This window comes from Carboxylicivirga linearis (genome assembly GCF_018271995.1).
GTDB lineage: Bacteria > Bacteroidota > Bacteroidia > Bacteroidales > Marinilabiliaceae > Carboxylicivirga > Carboxylicivirga linearis.
Genome location: NZ_JAGUCO010000003.1, coordinates 286,689 through 306,392 on the forward strand (window position 1 = coordinate 286,689; position 19,704 = coordinate 306,392).

12 protein-coding genes are annotated in these 19,704 nt (G+C 36.5%); 5 read left to right on the forward strand and 7 right to left on the reverse strand.

Translation table 11 applies throughout. The annotated features are described in order from the left end of the window. Positions 1–3: 3 nt before the first annotated feature. Positions 4–1,209 (reverse strand): hypothetical protein, encoded by a 1,206-nt coding sequence (locus tag KEM10_RS06690; RefSeq protein WP_212215115.1) that lies wholly within the window; start codon positions 1,207–1,209, stop codon positions 4–6. Positions 1,210–1,449: 240 nt separating this feature from the next. Next, positions 1,450–1,728 carry a hypothetical protein gene (locus KEM10_RS06695; protein WP_212215117.1) on the reverse strand — a complete coding sequence of 93 codons (279 nt, stop codon included), beginning with the start codon at positions 1,726–1,728 and terminating at the stop codon, positions 1,450–1,452. Between the two features lie 294 nt (positions 1,729–2,022). On the opposite strand from KEM10_RS06695, the gene KEM10_RS06700 reads away from it, so the two are divergent. Further along, entirely contained in the window at positions 2,023–2,394 is a 372-nt protein-coding gene (locus KEM10_RS06700) for an arsenate reductase family protein (protein ID WP_212215119.1), read from the forward strand. Between the two features lie 88 nt (positions 2,395–2,482). On the opposite strand, the gene KEM10_RS06705 is transcribed toward KEM10_RS06700, so the two are convergent. Both KEM10_RS06705 and KEM10_RS06710 read right to left on the reverse strand, forming a co-directional pair. Beyond that, positions 2,483–3,760, reverse strand: coding sequence for a S28 family serine protease (locus KEM10_RS06705; protein WP_212215121.1), 1,278 nt, complete (start codon positions 3,758–3,760; stop codon positions 2,483–2,485). Positions 3,761–4,037: 277 nt separating this feature from the next. Further along, positions 4,038–4,604, reverse strand: a complete 567-nt coding sequence (locus KEM10_RS06710) for a hypothetical protein (RefSeq protein WP_212215123.1) — start codon at positions 4,602–4,604, stop codon at positions 4,038–4,040. Positions 4,605–4,934: 330 nt separating this feature from the next. Here KEM10_RS06710 and KEM10_RS06715 point away from each other — a divergent pair, with 330 nt between their 5' ends. The 4 genes from KEM10_RS06715 (at position 4,935) to KEM10_RS06730 (ending at position 8,086) form a co-directional block, all read left to right on the forward strand. Continuing rightward, positions 4,935–5,369: a peptidylprolyl isomerase gene (locus tag KEM10_RS06715; protein WP_212215125.1), complete on the forward strand. Its 435-nt coding sequence runs from the start codon at positions 4,935–4,937 to the stop codon at positions 5,367–5,369. 23 nt (positions 5,370–5,392) lie between these two features. Continuing rightward, on the forward strand, positions 5,393–5,767 hold the full coding sequence (locus tag KEM10_RS06720) for a DUF3127 domain-containing protein (RefSeq protein ID WP_212215127.1): 375 nt from the start codon (positions 5,393–5,395) through the stop codon (positions 5,765–5,767). A gap of 61 nt (positions 5,768–5,828) precedes the next feature. Further along, the gene (locus KEM10_RS06725) at positions 5,829–6,926 is read left to right on the forward strand and encodes an SGNH/GDSL hydrolase family protein (RefSeq protein WP_212215129.1); all 1,098 of its coding nucleotides are present in this window, start codon (positions 5,829–5,831) and stop codon (positions 6,924–6,926) included. Positions 6,927–6,928: 2 nt separating this feature from the next. Beyond that, the gene (locus tag KEM10_RS06730) at positions 6,929–8,086 is read left to right on the forward strand and encodes an MFS transporter (protein WP_212215131.1); all 1,158 of its coding nucleotides are present in this window, start codon (positions 6,929–6,931) and stop codon (positions 8,084–8,086) included. Positions 8,087–8,092: 6 nt separating this feature from the next. On the opposite strand, the gene KEM10_RS06735 is transcribed toward KEM10_RS06730, so the two are convergent. Genes KEM10_RS06735 through KEM10_RS06745 form a run of 3 tightly spaced genes read right to left on the reverse strand, consistent with a single transcriptional unit; the run spans position 8,093 to position 19,562 of the window. After that, entirely contained in the window at positions 8,093–9,610 is a 1,518-nt protein-coding gene (locus tag KEM10_RS06735) for a tetratricopeptide repeat protein (RefSeq protein WP_212215133.1), read from the reverse strand. A 3-nt stretch (positions 9,611–9,613) separates the two neighbouring features. Then, positions 9,614–10,558 carry a PorP/SprF family type IX secretion system membrane protein gene (locus KEM10_RS06740; RefSeq protein ID WP_212215135.1) on the reverse strand — a complete coding sequence of 315 codons (945 nt, stop codon included), beginning with the start codon at positions 10,556–10,558 and terminating at the stop codon, positions 9,614–9,616. Positions 10,559–10,580: 22 nt separating this feature from the next. Beyond that, positions 10,581–19,562, reverse strand: a complete 8,982-nt coding sequence (locus tag KEM10_RS06745) for an Ig-like domain-containing protein (protein ID WP_212215137.1) — start codon at positions 19,560–19,562, stop codon at positions 10,581–10,583. Positions 19,563–19,704 lie beyond the last annotated feature (142 nt).

The window sequence follows — 19,704 nt, forward strand, 5'->3', positions numbered from 1 at the left end:
ATTTTAAAACATAATACCTACTCCGGCATTAAATACTTTATTGTACTCACTATTGGCTTTTGATTTGATAAACTGCATGTCAGCTTTAACTACCGCACCTTGCGTAATGCGCCATGATAATCCAGTAGTAATGGCTGTTTTGTTGTAGGCATCATTCTTTGTAATACTTGAATGAACCGTGTTGTGAGTATCAAATTGCTCGTAACGTACAAATGGAAGTAACTGAGAAGATGTATTCTGATTTCCTTTCAGAACATTGTATGCAGCTTCAACATAGTAGCCCATTAATGAACTGCCTAAATCATTTAAGTCTCCTGATTCAGAACCGTAAGCATTGTATTTGTCAGTATTAGAAAGAGCAGAATAATAATACTGACCTCTTAACTCTAAGCCACCCAGTGAATAACGGGCATCAAGGCCTAACATGGCTATGCCAACATAGGTAGAATCAGCAGATGCCTGAGCGCTATCATCATTTTTATCAAGACCATCGTAAGCCATGCTTTGCGAACGGCCAAAATATCCAGATAGTCCAACATTCAGTCCTCTGGCCCCAAAATATTCAACTTTTGCTGTGAAATTAGGTGAACTCATATAGGATTCAGCTCCTTTTTGTCGGCCTTTACGCAGTCCGTTGGCACCGTTAAATTTTAATGAGCCATCATAACCGTTAAAACCATTCACAATATATGCCTGATAGCGAATGGAGGCAGGCAGTATATTACCGGTAATACCAACTCCCACTTCGCGCCATGTGGTTGGAGCAATATACTTGTCAACTAAAGGTCGTTCCACACCATTAAATGTTGTAGGTTCGTGGTATTCGTTGATAATACCCATGGGGATAAGCATTAGCCCTCCGCGGAAATTAATTGAATTATTGAGTTTGTATTGTAAAAATGCCTGCTCGATATATACTTCGCTGACATGCTCATATTCCACTTCGGATACAAACTGAGTACGCTCATTAAAGTTATATCCAATTAGTATAACTACCCTGTGGACATCCAATGTCCCGTTACTTCTTACATCTGAGCTCAAAGGTTGGTTGTAATGAACTTCACCATAACCACCAATGGTTAATCCGGTATTAGACTGTAATAGTCGTTGAGCAGTGTTTAGGTTAAATCCATTGTTGTCTGTAACCTGCTGGGCATTAAGTTGCAAAAAAGCAACAGCCAGCAAGCATGTTAGCAAGATTTTTTTCATTGAAAAATGTATTAGATCAAAAAAGTGTTTTCGATGCAAATTTACTTCAATGAAAAAGTGCTTGAAATCCCCAAATGTGGTTAAACTATTCTGCTATAAAATTCGAATAGTTTGTTTTGAGAGAGGAAATTGTTGTTAATAGGAGGGAATACGAGGTTGTTCGAATGGTAAGAGTATAATCTATACCCCTATTTGTAGGGATAAAAAAAACTTCCGCTCAATTGGCGGAAGTTTAATAATTTAAATCTCGTTGATAGATTCTGAAATGGAAACAAATTTTTCCATCATATCTTTTCTAAGCTTTTTGTAGTAAGCTTTTACCATTTTCGGATTGTCTTTACCATCGGGATGGTTAGTACGAGCAATCAATTCATTTTGGTAAGTAATGGCATCAACCATTGTCTGGGCAATTTTTTCTTGATCAACGTCTTCAATCAGAAGTTGTTTTACATATGCTTCTGTCAGTAACTCTGATGCTAAGAAGTTAATATCCTTCTTTAAATCTTTTACGCTTGCCATATTTTTTGTTTTACGCATTTATTGAGTTCAAAGGTAAACAATTAAACTGAAACAACATGTTTATCTATGTTTGTGTATAATGTTCTTCTTTATGCAGGTAAATCATGTTACAAACTGCATTCGTTTTGTATTAAAGGCTGTTGGAGGGATGGCAATCATCAGACAGAAAATTTTCTGCGTTTATCTAAGGAATTTTACAGTTAATAAAAAGAAAGGAACATTATCACTTTTTGTCTTTAATTGCCAAGTGGCCTTTTATATCTTTGAGTACCATTAACCACTAAACTCATCCAGTTGTTAGGAAAAGCCTATATAATAAAATCCTGTGGAACGTGTAAACGCATTCTTAAAGGGGTAAAGGAATACGGAAATATTGAGATTATTGATATTAAGGTAGCTCCGTTAAGTGTTGATGAGGTAGATGGTTTAGCCCGAAAAGCTGGAAGTTATGAGGCTATTTTTAATAAACAGTCGAAAAAGTACAGAGAAGAAGGACTGGCTCATAAACAACTGAATGAAGAAGATATTAGGCGTTATATTATTGATGAATATACATTTCTTAAAAGGCCTATATTTCTTATCGATGAAATGATTTTTATTGGCAATAGTAATAAAAGTGTTAGTAGTTTGATGAATTATTTAAATATGAAGTCAAAGCAACAATAAGATACCCGCTATAATAACCTAACTCAAAATTATAGTAATTGTAAAGAAGGCTGAGCTATTGAAAAATAGCCAGCCTTTCTTTTTATATTTATTCTTCCAACCATTTTTCAAGCTGGGTTATAGCCTGCGATTTTTGTTCTTTGTTTAAGTTGTTAATGCGTGTGCGATGATTTCCGTCGGCTTTAACAATCTTAACTGTATTGGTTAGGTCGTCAGTAATAATACTTGTTGCACCCCAGGGATCTGTTCCTCCTACAATAGCCAGTATCTTTGGATTCGACTGTTTTAATCGCTCCATCACATTAGGCATTGCTTCATCATTAAATTGTAAGTTTTTGCTGTCCGGAGCAAATAAACTGCTGCTTATTGTATCCTGATCAAATCCTTTTAGAAGCGGTTTCATATCACCTGTAATATAACCGTAGTAACCCAATTCGGTATATGCCTGATAAAAGAAGGGTTTGATTCCTTCCCATATTTGATCCGCCGGATAGGAAAAATCGCTGTATTGAGCCAGATGATCAAATAGTTCCTGAGTGGTAGCAGTAGTTTCCGGAATATGATCCGTATCTCCGTGCCATTGCCAAAAAGAAAAAGGATATTCAAGAACAGTAAGATCAAAGGCTTTGTCTAACCCCATGCGATAGGTGTATCCTTTTTCTTCAGCTAACTGTTCAAAAAGAATCATCAACTCATCTCTATGGTTAAGAACGGCCAATTGAAAATCATTAATTTTTTGTCGATCTTCAGCTGTACCTACCTTATTAAAGAAATCAAATAAACGGTCTTCTTCTCTACCAAAATTAATAGGTGCCACATAGGGTACACTAATATCAACATCATCCGGAAAATAAGAACGATGGTATATTGAGGTTTGTCCACCTTTACTGATGCCTGTGCTTATCCATTTACCTGTATAAAATTGTTTGAAGAATTCAATAATCTTATGATGATCTTTAGCGGCTTGTTCTATGTTTAAATATTGCCAATCGTTTATATCCGGTTTCGAATCTTCAAAGTATCTGTGTTCAACAATTATTTGATTGGTTTTTAGCATTTGTGCCAATTCGGTAGTGTAGTTTCTATTGGCAGAATAACCTTCGGTTACTATCACAACAGGTGCATCAGCATTATAATGTGATAGCCATATTCTTTGTGTAAAGGTTCCTTTGCCGGGATCGTTGTGGTCAACAGGTTGCTTAAATTGTATCAGGTAAGCATTTTTAAAAAGACTTGTATCTGCCTGTACCGAATCACAACTAACGATGTAATCAGAATTGAGTAGTTGTTGTAAAGATTGTGGTTTAGAAACACAGCTACTAAGTGTTGCCGCTACCAACAGAGTAACTAATAATAGTTTGTTCATATGTATTTGAGTTTAAATTATCTTAATTTTTACATGCTTGAAAGTGATGCGCTGAAAGGGAGGTATTACATTAATAAATCCAACATTCATACAGACCTTTGTATGAATTATTAAATGTATTGTATGCTTTAGAATAGTTGTTCACTTGCAATTAAGAATGTGTTACGAAGTAAGAAATTTAAATTCAAGTATCAAGAAAAAATGTCAAAAAAAGGCTGACTATTGAAAGCCAACCTTTAGAAAATATATGTTTGTCAACAGAAACCTTAAGTTACAATTATTTTACTTCATGAAGGGCAATAAGAACTGGCTCTGCATCTAATTCAATGGTTTTAATTGAAGGAATATAGTTTATTGGGGTTTCATTATATACTTCCATGCATGTCATCCATGCTTCAACTTGCATTGGTTCTTCAATTTGTTCTGCAACTAACTGGTCAACATCAAAATTTACTTGTTCAAATTCGTTGTAATTCAACATCCAATCTTCAATTGCTAACAAAGGTTCTTCTGTATCATTGGTGAAAGCACTGTAGTTTAGCATCCAATCTTCAATAGCTAGTAAATCTTCATTGAAATTTTCACTTGTTGCAGGTGCTATTTCATCAATGTTAAGCATCCATGCTTGTATTTCAAGATCCTCTTCGATAATCATTTCTTCATTGAAACCAGAATTAAAAGAATCATAATCAGTCATCCAGTTTTCAACCTGAATTTCGTTTTCAACTACCACTTCGTCGTTCAAAAAAGTTGGTTGAGCTAATAAAGATGTTCCGAATACTACTAATGAAAGAATCATAATGCTTACTGATTTTACTGTTTGTTTTGTGCTTAAGGTTTTCATGACTTTATTTTTTTAATTGTTTGTAACTGATCACTGTAAAACAATCGATGTGCCAAAAAATATAAAGTAAAGAAAATCAAATATATAACATCAATAAGAGATTTGAAGGTCTTTTAATATCGTGCGGTTATGAAACAAAACGGTGTGCGAAAGCGAACATGTGTATCAAGAAGGTACAAACTGATATAATATTGACTTTTTGGTATTTTATATACACAACCAAATCAATTGATTTGATTATATTTATCAAGATAAGTTAGCGCGGTTTGATGACCATTTAATTGTGAGGCTTCAACAATTTATCGTATTTTTGTTTTAAATTTTTATACAATGAGAACAGCAGAGATTCATACCGAAAAAGGAATTATGAAAGTTGAGTTCTATGAGAACGATGCTCCCAATACAGTAGATAATTTTGTGAAGTTGGCTCAATCAGGATATTATGATGGATTAAATTTTCATCGTGTGATTCCTGATTTTGTTATTCAGGGTGGTTGTCCTGATGGTACCGGAGCCGGTGGCCCTGGTTATACTATCGATTGTGAATTGGATGGCGATAATCAATATCATGATAAAGGAGTATTGTCAATGGCTCATGCCGGGCGTAATACTGGTGGATCACAATTTTTTATCTGCCATAACAGAGAAAATACTCAGCACCTTGATCGTCAGCATACTTGTTTTGGAAAAGTAGTTGAAGGTTTAGACGTGATTGATGATATTCGCCAAGGTGATAAGATTTTAAAGGTGGTAGTAAACGGTTAGAAATTAAAAGATATTAGCGAAAGATGAATTTTGAAATTTCAGGGAATTTAATAGTAAAAGACGATACAGTAGAGATTAGTGCATCCTTCAAAAAACGTGAGTTTGTAATTGAAGTGGTAAATGAGCGTAATTCTGATTGGAATGATTTTATCAAGTTTCAGTTAACTCAGGATAAATGTAATTTACTGGATCCTCTTCAATTAGGAGATAAGATAAAGGTGAACTTTAATATCAGAGGTCGTAAGTGGGAAAAAGACGGAAGAGTTAATTATTTCTCAAACCTTGAAGCTTGGAGAATTGAAAAAGAAGAAGCTGTTTTGCCTCCAGATGCACCAGCCCCTAATTTCTCTGAAGCTGATATACCACCAGCCGGACCGGACGAAGATCTACCATTTTAAAGAATATTATATGTCCTGAACCGATTGGTTCAGGACTTTTTTTAACCCTAATTTCAAAGAAATGAAAATTTCCACATTAATTGTATTTTCTCTTTTTTATGTAGTTAGCTTTGGTCAGGCTTTTAGCGATTCATTATCGAATTTTGAGGTATATGAAGGACGAATTGGTTTGAGTGATGATCAATTTCCGGTGATGTACTGGGCCGGTTCTGCTGTGTCCATCCACTTTACAGGTACAGAACTGGGAGTTACATTGGACGATGATGAAGGAAAAAACTTCTTTCAGGTTATTATTGATGGACATGATGAATTTCCAATTTTAATAGACTGTGATCAGGGATCTAAATATTATCAGCTTGTACATGGTTTACCCAAAGGCAAGCATATTGCCAAAATGGTGAAACGTACTGAACCATGGGAGGGATCGACCGTATTTAAAGGATTTAAGGTAAACGGTGATATAAAGCCAATGCCAATGACCTTAGATGAAAAGTTAAAAATTGAGTTTTACGGAAATTCAATAACTTCGGGTATGGGTAATGAAGACTTGAGCGATTATGGACGGCAGAATGGCAATCCTCGCTTCAAAAACCATTACCTGTCTTATGCATCTATTGCCAGTAGAAAATTAAATGCCGAACATCGCAGCATTTCATTAAGTGGTATTGGTATCATGGTTAGCTGGGATGATTATATTATGCCTGAAATATATAACAGAACCAATCCGTTTGATGAAAATAGCCACTGGGACTTTAGCAGCTGGACTCCTGATGTTGTGGTAATTAATCTTTTTCAGAATGACAGCTGGATTGTGGAAAAGCCCGATTATAAGGAGTTTAAAAAGAGGTTGGGCGAGGAAAAACCCGATGCAAAAGCTACCATTAAAGCGCACATGAATTTTGTAAAATCGGTTCGTAAAGAATATCCGAATGCTGATATAATTTGTTCGTTAGGAAGCATGGATGCCACACGGAAAGGAAGTCCCTGGCCGGGATATGTGCAGCAATCTGTTGAGAAACTCCAGCAAAAGGGTGATAAAAAATTACACTTTATGTTTTTTCCTCATAATGGACATCCTGCTCACCCAACTGTTTTCCATGATTTTGAAATGGCCGATCAGTTAGTTGATTTTATCAATAAAACAATACTCAATAAATAATAGTGAATAAAGCCAAAGAAAAATTTGAAACGGGTAAGGTTTTACTAATCAGCCTTGCTCATTTCTTTCACGATGTGTATACTGCCTTTTTGGCTCCATTGCTACCTTATCTGCGCGAAAGTATGGGTATTAGCCTAACTTTTGCTGGCTTTTTATCAGTAGTTCAACGGTTACCTACTTTGTTTAATCCTTTGGTAGGGATATTAGCAGAGAGGACTAAATCGCGATATTTTGTGATTTTTACACCAGCTGTTACAGCCGTTTCAATGAGCTTGATGGCAGTGGCGCCTCATAAAATTTATTTGGTTTTATTGGTGCTGATCAGTGGCATCAGTAGTTCGTTTTTTCATGTTCCTTCACCCGTTATGATGCGTAAGGTTTCGGGTAAAAGAATTGGAATGGGAATGAGCTTTTATATGGTTGGGGGTGAGCTAGCCCGATCGGTTGGGCCCGTGGCTGTTGTTGGAGCTATTGAGTTATGGGGTCTAAAAGGAATAACTTATTTTATTCCAACCGGTATTTTGGCTTCTGTTCTTTTGTATTTTCGGTTAAGAAATATTTCAGTAGCTGAGAGTATTCAAAATCATTCAGGATTGGAGTATTTGAAGGTATTCCGAAAATTCTTACCATTGGTGTCTACTATAGCACTCATCCTCTTTTTCAGAGCTGCCATGAAATCAGCTTTGACTTTTTATCTGCCAGTATATATTACAAGTCATGGTGACTCTAAAATATGGGCTGGAATTTCTCTTTCTATCCTTCAGGCAGCCGGAGTAATAGGAACTATGTTTGCCGGTACCATTTCTGATAAAATTGGTCGCAGAAGTATGATGGTTATTGCTACCTCAGCTGCACCCATTTTATTTTTTGGATTTTTATATACAACCGGATTTTTGCAAATGGTATTTCTGGTTTTATGTGGATTGTTCTTATTTGCCACGGGCCCTGTTTTTTTGGCTATTGTAAACGAGTACAAAACAGAACACAGCAATTTTGTGAATGCTGTATTTATGACTACTACTTTTCTAATAGGCGCCACTATGGTTTTATTAGTAGGTATGCTGGGTGACTTTTTTAGTCTGGAAACAACCTATCATATTGTTGGTTTATTTGCCTTTCTGGCTATTCCTTTTTCGTTTCGTATTCCGAGAAGGAAATAGTATTCTCTATTTCTCAGTTAAGATAATTTCTATATTCATCTCATCTGAAGAGGCCATCTTTTGAGGTGTTATGGTAATTATTTTGTTTTGATACAGTTTTTTACGGATCAAGATTGTGTAAGAAGTATTTTTCTTCAAGTAATAGCTGAATTCTCCATTTTCGTCAGCAGTTATTCTGGTTTTAAAGCTTCCTTTATTACTGCTAATATCAATCCATGCATCTTTTAAAGGAGCATTCTCGGCTTCGTTTCTCACAAATCCTTTTATCTGGCAATATTCCAATGGTTCACTTATGATGAGGCTGTAAACATCATCACCACCATTTCCTCCCGGGCGATTAGAGGTGAAGTATCCGAAGCTATTGGTGTCATCCAGATAAAGACTAAAGTCATCTGAAGAAGTATTAACCGGGTAGCCCATATTAAATGCTTTTGAGAACTTACCATCCTTTTGTTTGGCTAGAAATAAGTCGTAACCGCCTAATCCGGGTAATCCATCAGAAGCAAAATATAAAGTGCCTGTTGACGAAAGAAATGGAAAAACTTCGTTACCAATAGTATTAATTTCCGGACCCAGATTAACAGGTTTACTTAAAAAACCATCTTTTATTCTACTTACATACAGGTCCATACCACCGTATCCGCCAGGCATGTCAGAGCTATAATAAATAAGTTCAGCTTCAGTATCAATAAATGCGTGAGCCATGTTATAATTGCCACTAAATAAGTTAATAGGCTGAACTTTTTTCGACCATTTATCTCCGTGTTTAAAAGCAATAAACAGGTTCAGAACATTTACGCTTCCATCAACACTTTGTGTGTTGCGTGTTAGATAGGCAGTGTTTAAATTATCTTCGAAGCAAATAGGACCATCATTAAATTTTGAGTTGAGGTTAACACTAAATGGTTCAATATATTTCGAATTCTCTTTATCTGTTTCTTTAATCATGTACAGATTATAAAAGGAAGCTCCGGTTCTAATGTCCTTATTTTTAGTGATGCCTGATGATGGACGGTTAGAAGAGAAAACAACTTTATCTTCATACAAAACAGGAGCAAACTCATCATATTGACTATTAAAGCCCAAGTGGCTGATTTTATAACGGCTGGAATCCTTTTTTTGCATTTCAATAAAGGCTTTCAGGTCTTTAAAAGCATATTGGTTATTGCTATTACTTTGCAAATAGAATTTTTCCAAGTATAATTCTGCTTCCTCATATTGTTTTTCTTTTTGAAGTTCTCGGGCAAGCAGAAAGTAATTGTTAAAATCAAATTCGGGGTATTCAATAACTTTTTTATAATATTCAGAAGCCTTTGAACTATTGCCTAATTTGCTATATGATTTGGCAATTTGCAGGTTAGAATAATATTCGTTTTTCCCACTCTTTAAAAGTTTTTTGTATTCTTTGATAGCTCTTTTGTAGTTGAACTCATTATAATAGCTGTTGGCTTTATCCAAGTCTTTGGACTGACCAGCTACAGAGAGAGAAATTAAGCAAAGTGCGATTATGAGTGATAGCTTCATATTTTAGAAATACCTTGGATTTTGTACTTTTTCATTTGTAAAATTAAGCTCATATGAAATCATAATTTCATGAGTGCCATTGTTGTAGTTGCGTAGCTCGTTGTTAATCATATCGTATGCATATCCTACTTTTAGTTGTTCTGTGATCTGGTATTGCAATATTCCACCAAATGAATCGCTCATCCGATACATGGCTCCAACCCAAAGTTTTTCTTTAAACAAAAAGTTAATGTTGGCATCTAAACTTACAGGTGCAGCCTGAGTTAATCGGGCTAAAATGGTAGGTTTAAACTTCACCTCTTCACTAATATTAAATACATATCCACCTGTTAAAAAATAGTGCCTTATCTCAGAACCAGACTGTCCTAAAATCTGAACATCTCCATTAACCAGTTTGTTTTCCAGGAGCTTTGGAGCTGAAATACCCAGGAAATACCTGTTTGAATACAGATAAAGTCCAAACCCAAAGTTGGGAAGATATTTACTGGTTGAACCAATATTAGACAACGAAGGGTCGTTAGGAGATGCCTGAAGCAGTTGTGTAACATCTAATTGAAAATGGTTAAAACCACCTTTTAACCCGAATGATAATTTACTCTTTTCAGATATCTTAATGCGGTAAGCATAATCAACATAAAACCCGGTTTGACTGGCCGGTGATAATTGATCGTGTATAATGCTTAAACCTAATCCAATACTTTTACCCAAAGGCATATGTCCAGTAAGCGTTTGAGTTGATGGAGCTCCTTCAAATCCAACCCATTGATGACGAGATAATGCCATTATACTAGTCATTCCTCGCGAACCGGCATACGCAGGATTGAAAGCCAAAGTATTAAACATGTATTGAGTATACAACGGATCCTGCTGTGCTTCTATTCTACCTACTTGAGTAGTGAAAAAGAGGAGTAGAATAAGGAGTGATTTTATGTGATTTATTTTACGCATCATTGATTAATTAGGGTGTTGGTTACTTCTTCAAATAAACGGTGCCTTTTATAACTCTTCCATCTACAAGTTTAAAGACATAGAAATAGGTTCCTTCAGATAGTTCGTCAGATCCTAAAGAGCTTTCCGATGATCTTCCATCCCATGTGTTGTTATAATCTTTCATGTAATAAATCTGAGCTCCCCAACGATTAAAAATATAAAGCTCATTGTTGTCATACTCTGCAGTTCCAATTCCGGGAATAACAAAATAGTCGTCAACACCATCGCCATTTGGAGAAAATACCTCAGGAATATTATCGGGAGCTTTTTCAATGGTTATATGCACTCTGGCACCAGAAATAGCTCCGGTTCCATCTTCTAATATGTAGTCAACAATTTCTTCATCACAACCACAATTATAAGCAGCATTGAAACGCAGCGTTTTTCTGTCCTCTAAAATCACCGCAGTACCTTTGGTACTTGGAGTATAACTTGCAATTCTTACCCAGAGTAGCTCAGGAGATTCAACATCATCATCGTTCAGTGTTAAATCTAACTCGGCCGACTGTCCTTCTATCACAGTCATGTAATCATCCTGTGCAATAGGAGGGTCATTCAAAGGAAGGATTGTAATGTATATGGTGTCAACAGAACAGATGGAAGCTTCGTTACAAATTTGATACGTCATCATATCTTGCCCGAAATAATTATCATCTGGGAAGTATTCAATAACAGAGTTATCAATGTCGATGACATAGGATCCGTTTTCTGGTTCATCAATTACAGTCAAAGAAGATGCATCTATCGGACTATTAGGGCTGGAGGCATTTGCAATCGGATAGATTGAAACAGATTCATCTTCGTAAGTTTCTGCATAAACACTCTCAGTAACCGGAATAGCATTTTCTCCTGAAATAGTTAAATAAACTGTTGCCTGACTGCAATCACCTTCAACATCGCATATTTGATAGGTGTATAAATCGGTTCCTTCAAAATTAGCATCGGGTGTGTAAATAATATATCCAGTGCCGGTTTCCACTTCGGTAGTTCCATTTTGTGGCTGAATAGTTACTTCAAGGGAGTTTAGATTCAAATCACTGTCAACATCATTGTCGTTCTCAACCACATTGGTTCTGATTGTTGAACTAAGTAGTCCGAAATCATTATCATCAACGGCAACAGGAGCATCGTTAACTGAAGCAATAGTAATGTTTGCTTTGGCCTGAGCGGATGCACCATCTTCATCTTGTACCGAATAGGTAAATGAATCAGAACCAAAATAATCAAGGTCAGGAGTGTAAGTAATGGTAAAGTCTGAATTAATTGACAGAGCTCCATTTTGAACATCACTAATAATTTGTAATGTTGATGGCACTATTTCATTATCAAGGTCAGAATCATTCTCCAGAATAGCAAAAGTAGCAGTTATGTCTTCCTGTGTTTCAATATTGTCATCCTGCAGATTTGGAGCATCGTTAACCGGATTGATGGTTATGGATACTGTAGCCTGAGAAGAGTAGCCATCTTCATCCTGAATTTCATAAGTGAAATTGTCGGTTCCGTAATAATTTTCAGTAGGCGTGTATAAAACAGTACCGTCCGTTTGTGGCTCTGCACTTCCATTTGTTGGTTCGACTACAATTGCAACTGAGCTTGCAATTATATTGTTTTGCTGGTCGGTATCGTTCTCTAAAACATTTAATGAAGTAGGTGTATCCTCATCAATAGAAAATACATCGTTAACAGCAATAGGAGCTTCATTTGAAACGGTAACGCTAATAACAGCAACATTACTCAAGACGCCATCGGTATCGGCTATTTGTAACGAGAATTGATCATTGCCGGCAAATCCTGCATTGGGTGTGTACTCTACCGTTTCGTTCTGTAGGTTTATATTAACTGAGCCATTTGCTGGGTTATTAATTACACTAAGAGTACTTAAGTTTAAGTTGCCGTCCACATCGTTTGTGATGTCAGCAATATTTATTGTTAATGCTACATCTTCAGCCGTTGTATAGGGCGTTTGATTTTCAATGATCATAGGGGCATCGTTGACGTTAATAACTGTAATAGAAAACTGTTGCTCAACAGTTGTTAAAGGATCAGTTGCCCGTATTGTGATTGAATAAGGACTGTTGGCAACATCATCATTTACAGGTGTTCCTTGCAGTTGTCCGGTACCGTCTTCATTGTCGGTGAATTCTAGCCAGTTAGGTATTTCAATTGCTGACAATGAGGGAATATCACCATCCTCATCAGAAGTGGTTACAACATAATTATATAGTTCATCCTGATTAATACTTGTAATTGGAGTAGATGTGAAAACAGGAGCAGAATCGTTATCAGTAATATTAATGGTTACCATCTGGTTGGGAAGAACCTGATAATTCGAATCACTATTGGTATTGACACTAATAGTAACAGTAAGTGTTTCGTTCTCAAAATTAGTATCTTCTATTGCTGCTATCTCTATTGATTGCGGTTGATCCCAATTGTCTGCATTGAATGTTACAGGCGTTTCTGGAACTGCAGAACTGGTTGTATTACTTGAGGTGATATTAAAAATTACAGGTGAATTGGGTTGAGTAGTCAATTCAATAGTAATTGAAGAACTATTTCCTTCGGTAATACTGAGTTGAGTTGCAGATAAAATATATTGCGCTATATCATTATCTTCAATATCTACTGCAATTGTTTTGTTATCAATATCAATAAAATTAGGATCGCTATTGTCAACGTCAACACTTAAAGTAATAGTGGCAATTTCGTCATTTGTATCTTCATCATCCAATCCCGCAATTGTAACTTGTTGGGCAATGTTCCAATTGTCAGGAGTAAAAGTTAAAGTGTTGGACGAAACGGAAAGAGCATTAGAATTTGAATTGCTAACGTTGATAATAACATCACTTTCTGGTTGAGCTTCAAGAACAACTGAAAAATTGTTTGAATCACCCTCGGTGATAATAAAACTATCAGTGTTGGGAGTAAAGTCGGCAACAGTAATATCTGATACATTAACGATAATCAACTGATCATTCACATTAATGTATGACTGGTCACTTGCAGCGGTTACAGAAGCAGTAATGGTTAATGATTCATCGGTAAGGTCAGGATCTGTTACTCCTGTAATGGTTACTGTTTGAGGTGTATTCCAATTTTGATAGGTAAACTGTAATGAGGATGGAGATACTGTGGCAATGTTTGCATTAGCACCTGTAAAATTAATGGTTACCGTATTGGTTGGTTGAGTATTTAATACAACGTTAAAGCTTTCAAATGAATCTTCATTGAAATTTAATTCTGTTTGTGATAAAGTAAAACCTGCAACATCGTTATCCGTTATATTAACAGCTAATGATGCATTGATATCGGTAAAACCAGTGTCGCTATTATTGTTATTAACAGCTAACGAAATAGTAACAGTTTCATTATAGGCATCATCGTCGTTAACAGGATTTACAATTACTGTTTGTGGGGTGTCCCAGTTGTTTGTAGTGAATGTTAAACTACTCTCAGAAATGGTTACAGCTCCTTCGTCAGGGTTACTTAAATCAACTACCACATTGCTTTGTGGTTGAGCGGATAGGGCAACAGTGAAAGAGCTATCTTCGGTATCACCTTCGTTAATATTTAGTTCGCCAGGTGTAACTATAAGCGAAGCAGCATTGTTATCAGTTACATTAATATTAATATTTTTGTCAGCTAAACTTGAATACCTTGAATCGCTTCCGGAACCAACAGAAGCGGTAATTATCACTGTTTCATTTACAATATTGCTATCATCTTCAGCTGTAATCGTTATAGTTTGGGCTTGATTCCATGTACTATTGCTAAATGTGACTTCGGATGCTGATAAACTTATGGCATTGGTATCATCGCTAACCAATTCGATGGTGACAGAGTTACTTGGCTGGGATGATAAAACGATGGTGAAATCGTTTGTATTTCCTTCAGTTATATTTATTTCAGAAGCTGATAAAACAAAATTGGCTGTTTCGTTATCAGTGATATTTACAATTAAATCCTGATTAAGACCATTAAAATCGGCATCACTTGATGGATCAATTGTTAATGATATGGTAACTACTTCATCATCTGCATCATCATCTTCCAATCCTGTAACTTCAATTTGTTGTGGAGTATTCCAGTTGCTTGTCGTAAATACCAAAGGAGTTAAGTCTAAGCTGGCTGCACTTGAGTTGCTGTTTGCAAGGTTGATACTAACATTGCTTGAAGGTTGTTGAGTTAATACAACTGAAATGTTACCTGTGTTACCTTCGGTTATACCTAAAGGATTAGGAGTAGCTGTGAAACCTGCTATGTCATTATCTAATACCGTAATGTTAATTTCTTTGGGGTCAATTGTAGTAAATGCAGCATCGCTTGACGCATCAACGGTGGCCGTAATTATGGCTGATTCGTTTGTAAGATTATCATCAAGTAAAGCATTGATAGTAACTGGCTGTGAAGTATTCCAGTTCTCATTTGTGAATGTCAGTGTTGCGTTAGAAACCGATATTGCATCGGAATTATTATTGGATAAATTAATGGTTACCGGATTAACGGGTTGGGCCGAAAGTGAAACTGTAAAAATAATTCCGGTTCCTTCATTGATAAACACTTCCGAAACAGATAGGTTTACATCGGCATTGTCATCATCATTAACAGTGATATTAATTGTTTTATCCTCAATTCCGTTAAAGTTAGCATCGCTACTACTATTATTAACGCTAAGGGTTATAGTTGCAGCTTCGTTATTTGAATCAGAATCGGGAACTCCAACTACATTTACTTGCTGCGCAGTACTCCAATTACTACTTGTAAAGGTTAACAGGTTGGTTGATACAGTTGCAGCTTCGGTATTTGAACTGTTAATGCTAATTACCACATTGCTGGATGGCTGCGCAGAAAGAGCAACTGAGAAATTACCTGAACTTCCTTCGGTAACTGTTAAGTTATCCGCACTAACGGCAAAGTCTGCTACTGTTACATCTAATACAGTAACATTAATGGTTTGGTTGCTTAACGATGTAAATGCTTGATCGCTAATGGAAGCTACAGATGCTGTAATAGTGAGTAACCCATCAGTCAAATTATTGTCTTCCACACCGGTAAGTGTTACCGTTTGTGGCGTACTCCAGTTTAGGTTCGTGAATTGTAACGAAGAAGTTGATAGAGTGGCTATATTAGCATTACCACCCGTAAGATTAATATTAACCGGGTTATTGGGTTGAGCGGTTAAAGCAACGGTAAAAGTTCCATTCGAATTCTCTGCAAAACTTAATTCTGATACAGATAAGCTGAAACCTGCAGAGTCATCATCAGTGATGCTTACAGCAACAGTGCTGGAAGTATCACTAAAATCATTATCACTATTGGTATTGTCAACGTTTAATGAGATAGTTAAATTTTCATTATAGGCGTCGGCATCGTCAACGGGAGTAATAATTACTGTTTGTGGGGTATTCCAATTACCCGATGTAAAAGTAAGGCTACTTGCTGATATGGTTGCGGCACCTAAATCAGAACTAACCAAATCAATAACAACATCACTCGAGGGTTGTGCTGAAAGCACAACAGTAAATGATTGTTCCTGCGCATCACCTTCTGTAATATCAAATGTGTTGGTTGAAAGGATTAAAGCTGCATTATCGTTATCGGTAACTGTTACAGCAATCAATTTATCAGCAATGCCTAAAAATCCTGCATCGCTACCAGAAGCAACAGAAGCCGTGATGGTTACTGCCTCGTTAATGAGATTATCATCATTCTCAGCGGTTATAGTAACAGACTGAGCTAAATCCCAAGTGCTGTTTGTAAATGTAACAACTGATTCTGACATACTGATGGCATCAGTATTGCTACTTGTTAATTCTATGGATACATTACTACTGGGTTGAGATGTTAATTCAATAGTGAAGTTGTCGGAATTTCCTTCTGTGATATCTATTGTAGATGCTGATAATACAAAATTAGCATTTTCATTATCCGTGATATTGACCGTTAAAGATTCGCTTAAATCATTAAAGTTAGCATCACTTTCAGTATTGTCAACCTCCAGAGTGATAGTAGCTAATTCGTCATCGGCATCAGCGTCATCCACTCCAGTCACAGTAATTGTTTGAGACAGATCCCAATCACTGGGTGTAAAAACTATCGGATCCAAAGAAAGGCTGGCAGCAGCAGTATTATTGTTGCTAAGGTCAATAACAACGTTACTGGAAGGTTGAGCAGAAAGTACTACTGAGAAGTTCCCAGAGCTACCTTCTGTAATTCCTAAAGGATTAGGCGTAACAGTAAAGCCGGCCACATCATCGTCTGTAATAGTAATGTTAATTTGTTTATCAGTTATACTGGTAAATTGCATATCGCTACCCTCATCAACTGAGGCAGTGATTATAGCTGCCTCGTCACTCAGATTATCATCATTTAAAGCAGTAATAGTAACAGATTGTGGTGTACTCCAGTTAGATGAATTAAAATCTAAAGCAGATTCAGATAGTGCAACAGCAATAGTATTGTTGTTTGATAGATTGATTGTAACCGGGTTAAGCGGCTGAGCGTTTAGTGAGACCGTAAATACTCCAGTTGAGCCTTCATCAATTGTTAGTATGGTGGTTGATAAGGTAAAATCAGCTTCATCATTGTCTGTTATATTGGCAGTTAGTGTTTTTGAAAGGTCATCAAAATAATCATCGCTATTGGTATTATTAACACTTGCAGTGATGGATACTGTTTCATTAATAACATCATTATCTTCTTCACCTGTTACAGTTATTTCTTGCGAAGTGCTCCAGTTAAGACTTGTGAAAGTGATGGTTTCATCTGATAAAGAAGCGGCTCCTGCATCGGAGCTTGAAAGATTTATTACAACATCATTGGATGGTTGAGCTGATAATGTGACGTTAAAGACATCGGAGGTATTTTCGTCAATTACTAATGATTCGGTATCAAAAAGTATTTCGGCCACGTCAATATCATTAACAGTAACCGTTGTGTTTTTATCAGCTGCCCCTGTAAATGCTGCATCACTACCTGAGTCAACAGAAGCGGTTATGATAGCCGTTTCGTTTTCAACATTAGCATCAATCTCACCTGAGATTGTTACCGTTTCAGCTGTAGACCAATTGGTGTTGTTAAATGTAATTGATGCAGGAGAAACTGTAGCGGCATCTGTATTGTCGCTTGAGAGGTTAATAGTAACAGGACTTGAAGGTTCTGCACTTAAAACGATTGTATAACTGTTGGTTGAATTTTCATCAACGCTTAATTCTTCAGATGAAATAACAAAATTTGCCGTTTCATTATCAGTAACATTTACCGTAAGGGTGTTTTCTTTACCCAGGAAAAAGGCGTCGCTGGTGTTATCTGCCGCCAGTGTGATATTAACAACCTCATTATCCGCATCATCGTCTTCCAAACCTTGAACTTCAACAGACTGAGGTGTATTCCAATTCTCAGAAGTGAAAGTTAGGGGTGTTGTTAAAAAACTTACAGCTGCATCATTTCCATTAGTTAGATTTATTATAACATCATCAGATGGTTGGGCTGTTAAAACAACAGAAAAAGATCCGGTTCCACCTTCGCTAACTCCCAAAGGATTAGGGGTAACTGTAAAGTCGGCTACATCGTTATCTGTAATTGTAATATCAACAGTTTTATCAGAAATACCTGTAAACCCTGAATCACTGCTTGCGTCAACCGAAGATGTAATAATAGCTGATTCATCAATTAAGTTAGCATCTGTTACTCCGGTAACGTAAACCGTTTGGGCCGTATTCCAATTGCTGTTATTAAAAGTGATACTTGCGGGAGCTACAGTTGCTGCATCAGTATTGTCGCTAGAAAGATTGATGATTACATCAGATGCCGGTTGAGTTGTTAATGAAATAGTAAAAGCAACAGAAGCTTCTTCATCAATAATTAAGGATGATGCAGAAATGCTTAAGTCAGCTGTTTCATCATCCTGAATAGTATAAATTGTTGATTTAGAAAGATCATGGAAAGGCGAGCTGGTAGAGCTTGTGTTATTAACACTAGCTGTAATGGTTACCGATTCGTCATATGCATCTGCATCCTGTACACCTGTTACAGTTATATTCTGTGGTGTGCCCCAGTTGCCATTGGTAAAAGTTACAGAAGAAGGTGAAAAAGATGCGGCATTCGCATCTGTACTTAATAAATCTATAACAACAACTTCATCAGGAGCTGGTTGGCTTGTAAGAACAACGGCTAATTGATCAGTATTTCCTTCGTTGATGCTGGTTGATGTTGGGGTAATTGTAAAATTGGCTGTTTCATTGTCTGTTATGGTTATGATTGCCTGATTAGTTGATCCAGCTGTTATACTTGAATTATTGGTTGTTCCTAATAGTAATGTAACCGTTTCATCTCCTTCGGTAAATAAGTCGTCAATTACTGTTACCGGAATGGTGGTTGATGTTTGATTAGCACTAAGAGTTATTGGAGACGAATTTGTTGTGTAATCTTCGCTAATAGTTGCAGAGCCGCCTAAAGTAAAATTTATTTCAGTGTCGGTTGTTGACGCTATCGTTGAGTTAATCGTAAAAACACCGCTTGTTGTGTTTTCTACAGCCTGAGTTGTAGCAACAATTGAGAGCTCTGACGTGTCATCATCCTGATTTATTACTACAACACTTGTTGATGAACCATTATCTCCATCAATTGAAATAGTAATGCTTTGGTTACCATCAATAACATTATCATTTTGCCCTGTAATGGTAATTAATTCTCCAGAATTATAATTGTCGGAGGTAAGGTTTACACTGGAAGGTGTTACAATAATTTCATCATTTACTTCAGCTGGAACAGAAAAAGTTACTGCTACGGTGCCTGAGGGATCAGCGTCAAGAGTTAAAGTAAAAGTTGCAGTGGTTCCGTCCTCACTCGTGCTGTTGCTAACAGCACTGGCAACTAGGTTTTGAGCAACTGAATTAATTGATAGTCCCACCAAAATTAGCAGGAGAGAGAGTATTCTTAATTTCTTAGGATTGGATTGCATCTGAATCGTTTTAAGTATATGACAATTCGAACACATAAAAGTATCACCCATTATTGGGTTTTGCTTTTATTTTTTGATGAAAAGCCAGATTTTAACTACGAAATCAGACGAGAGAAAATAGATTATGCCTTAAATAGTTGAA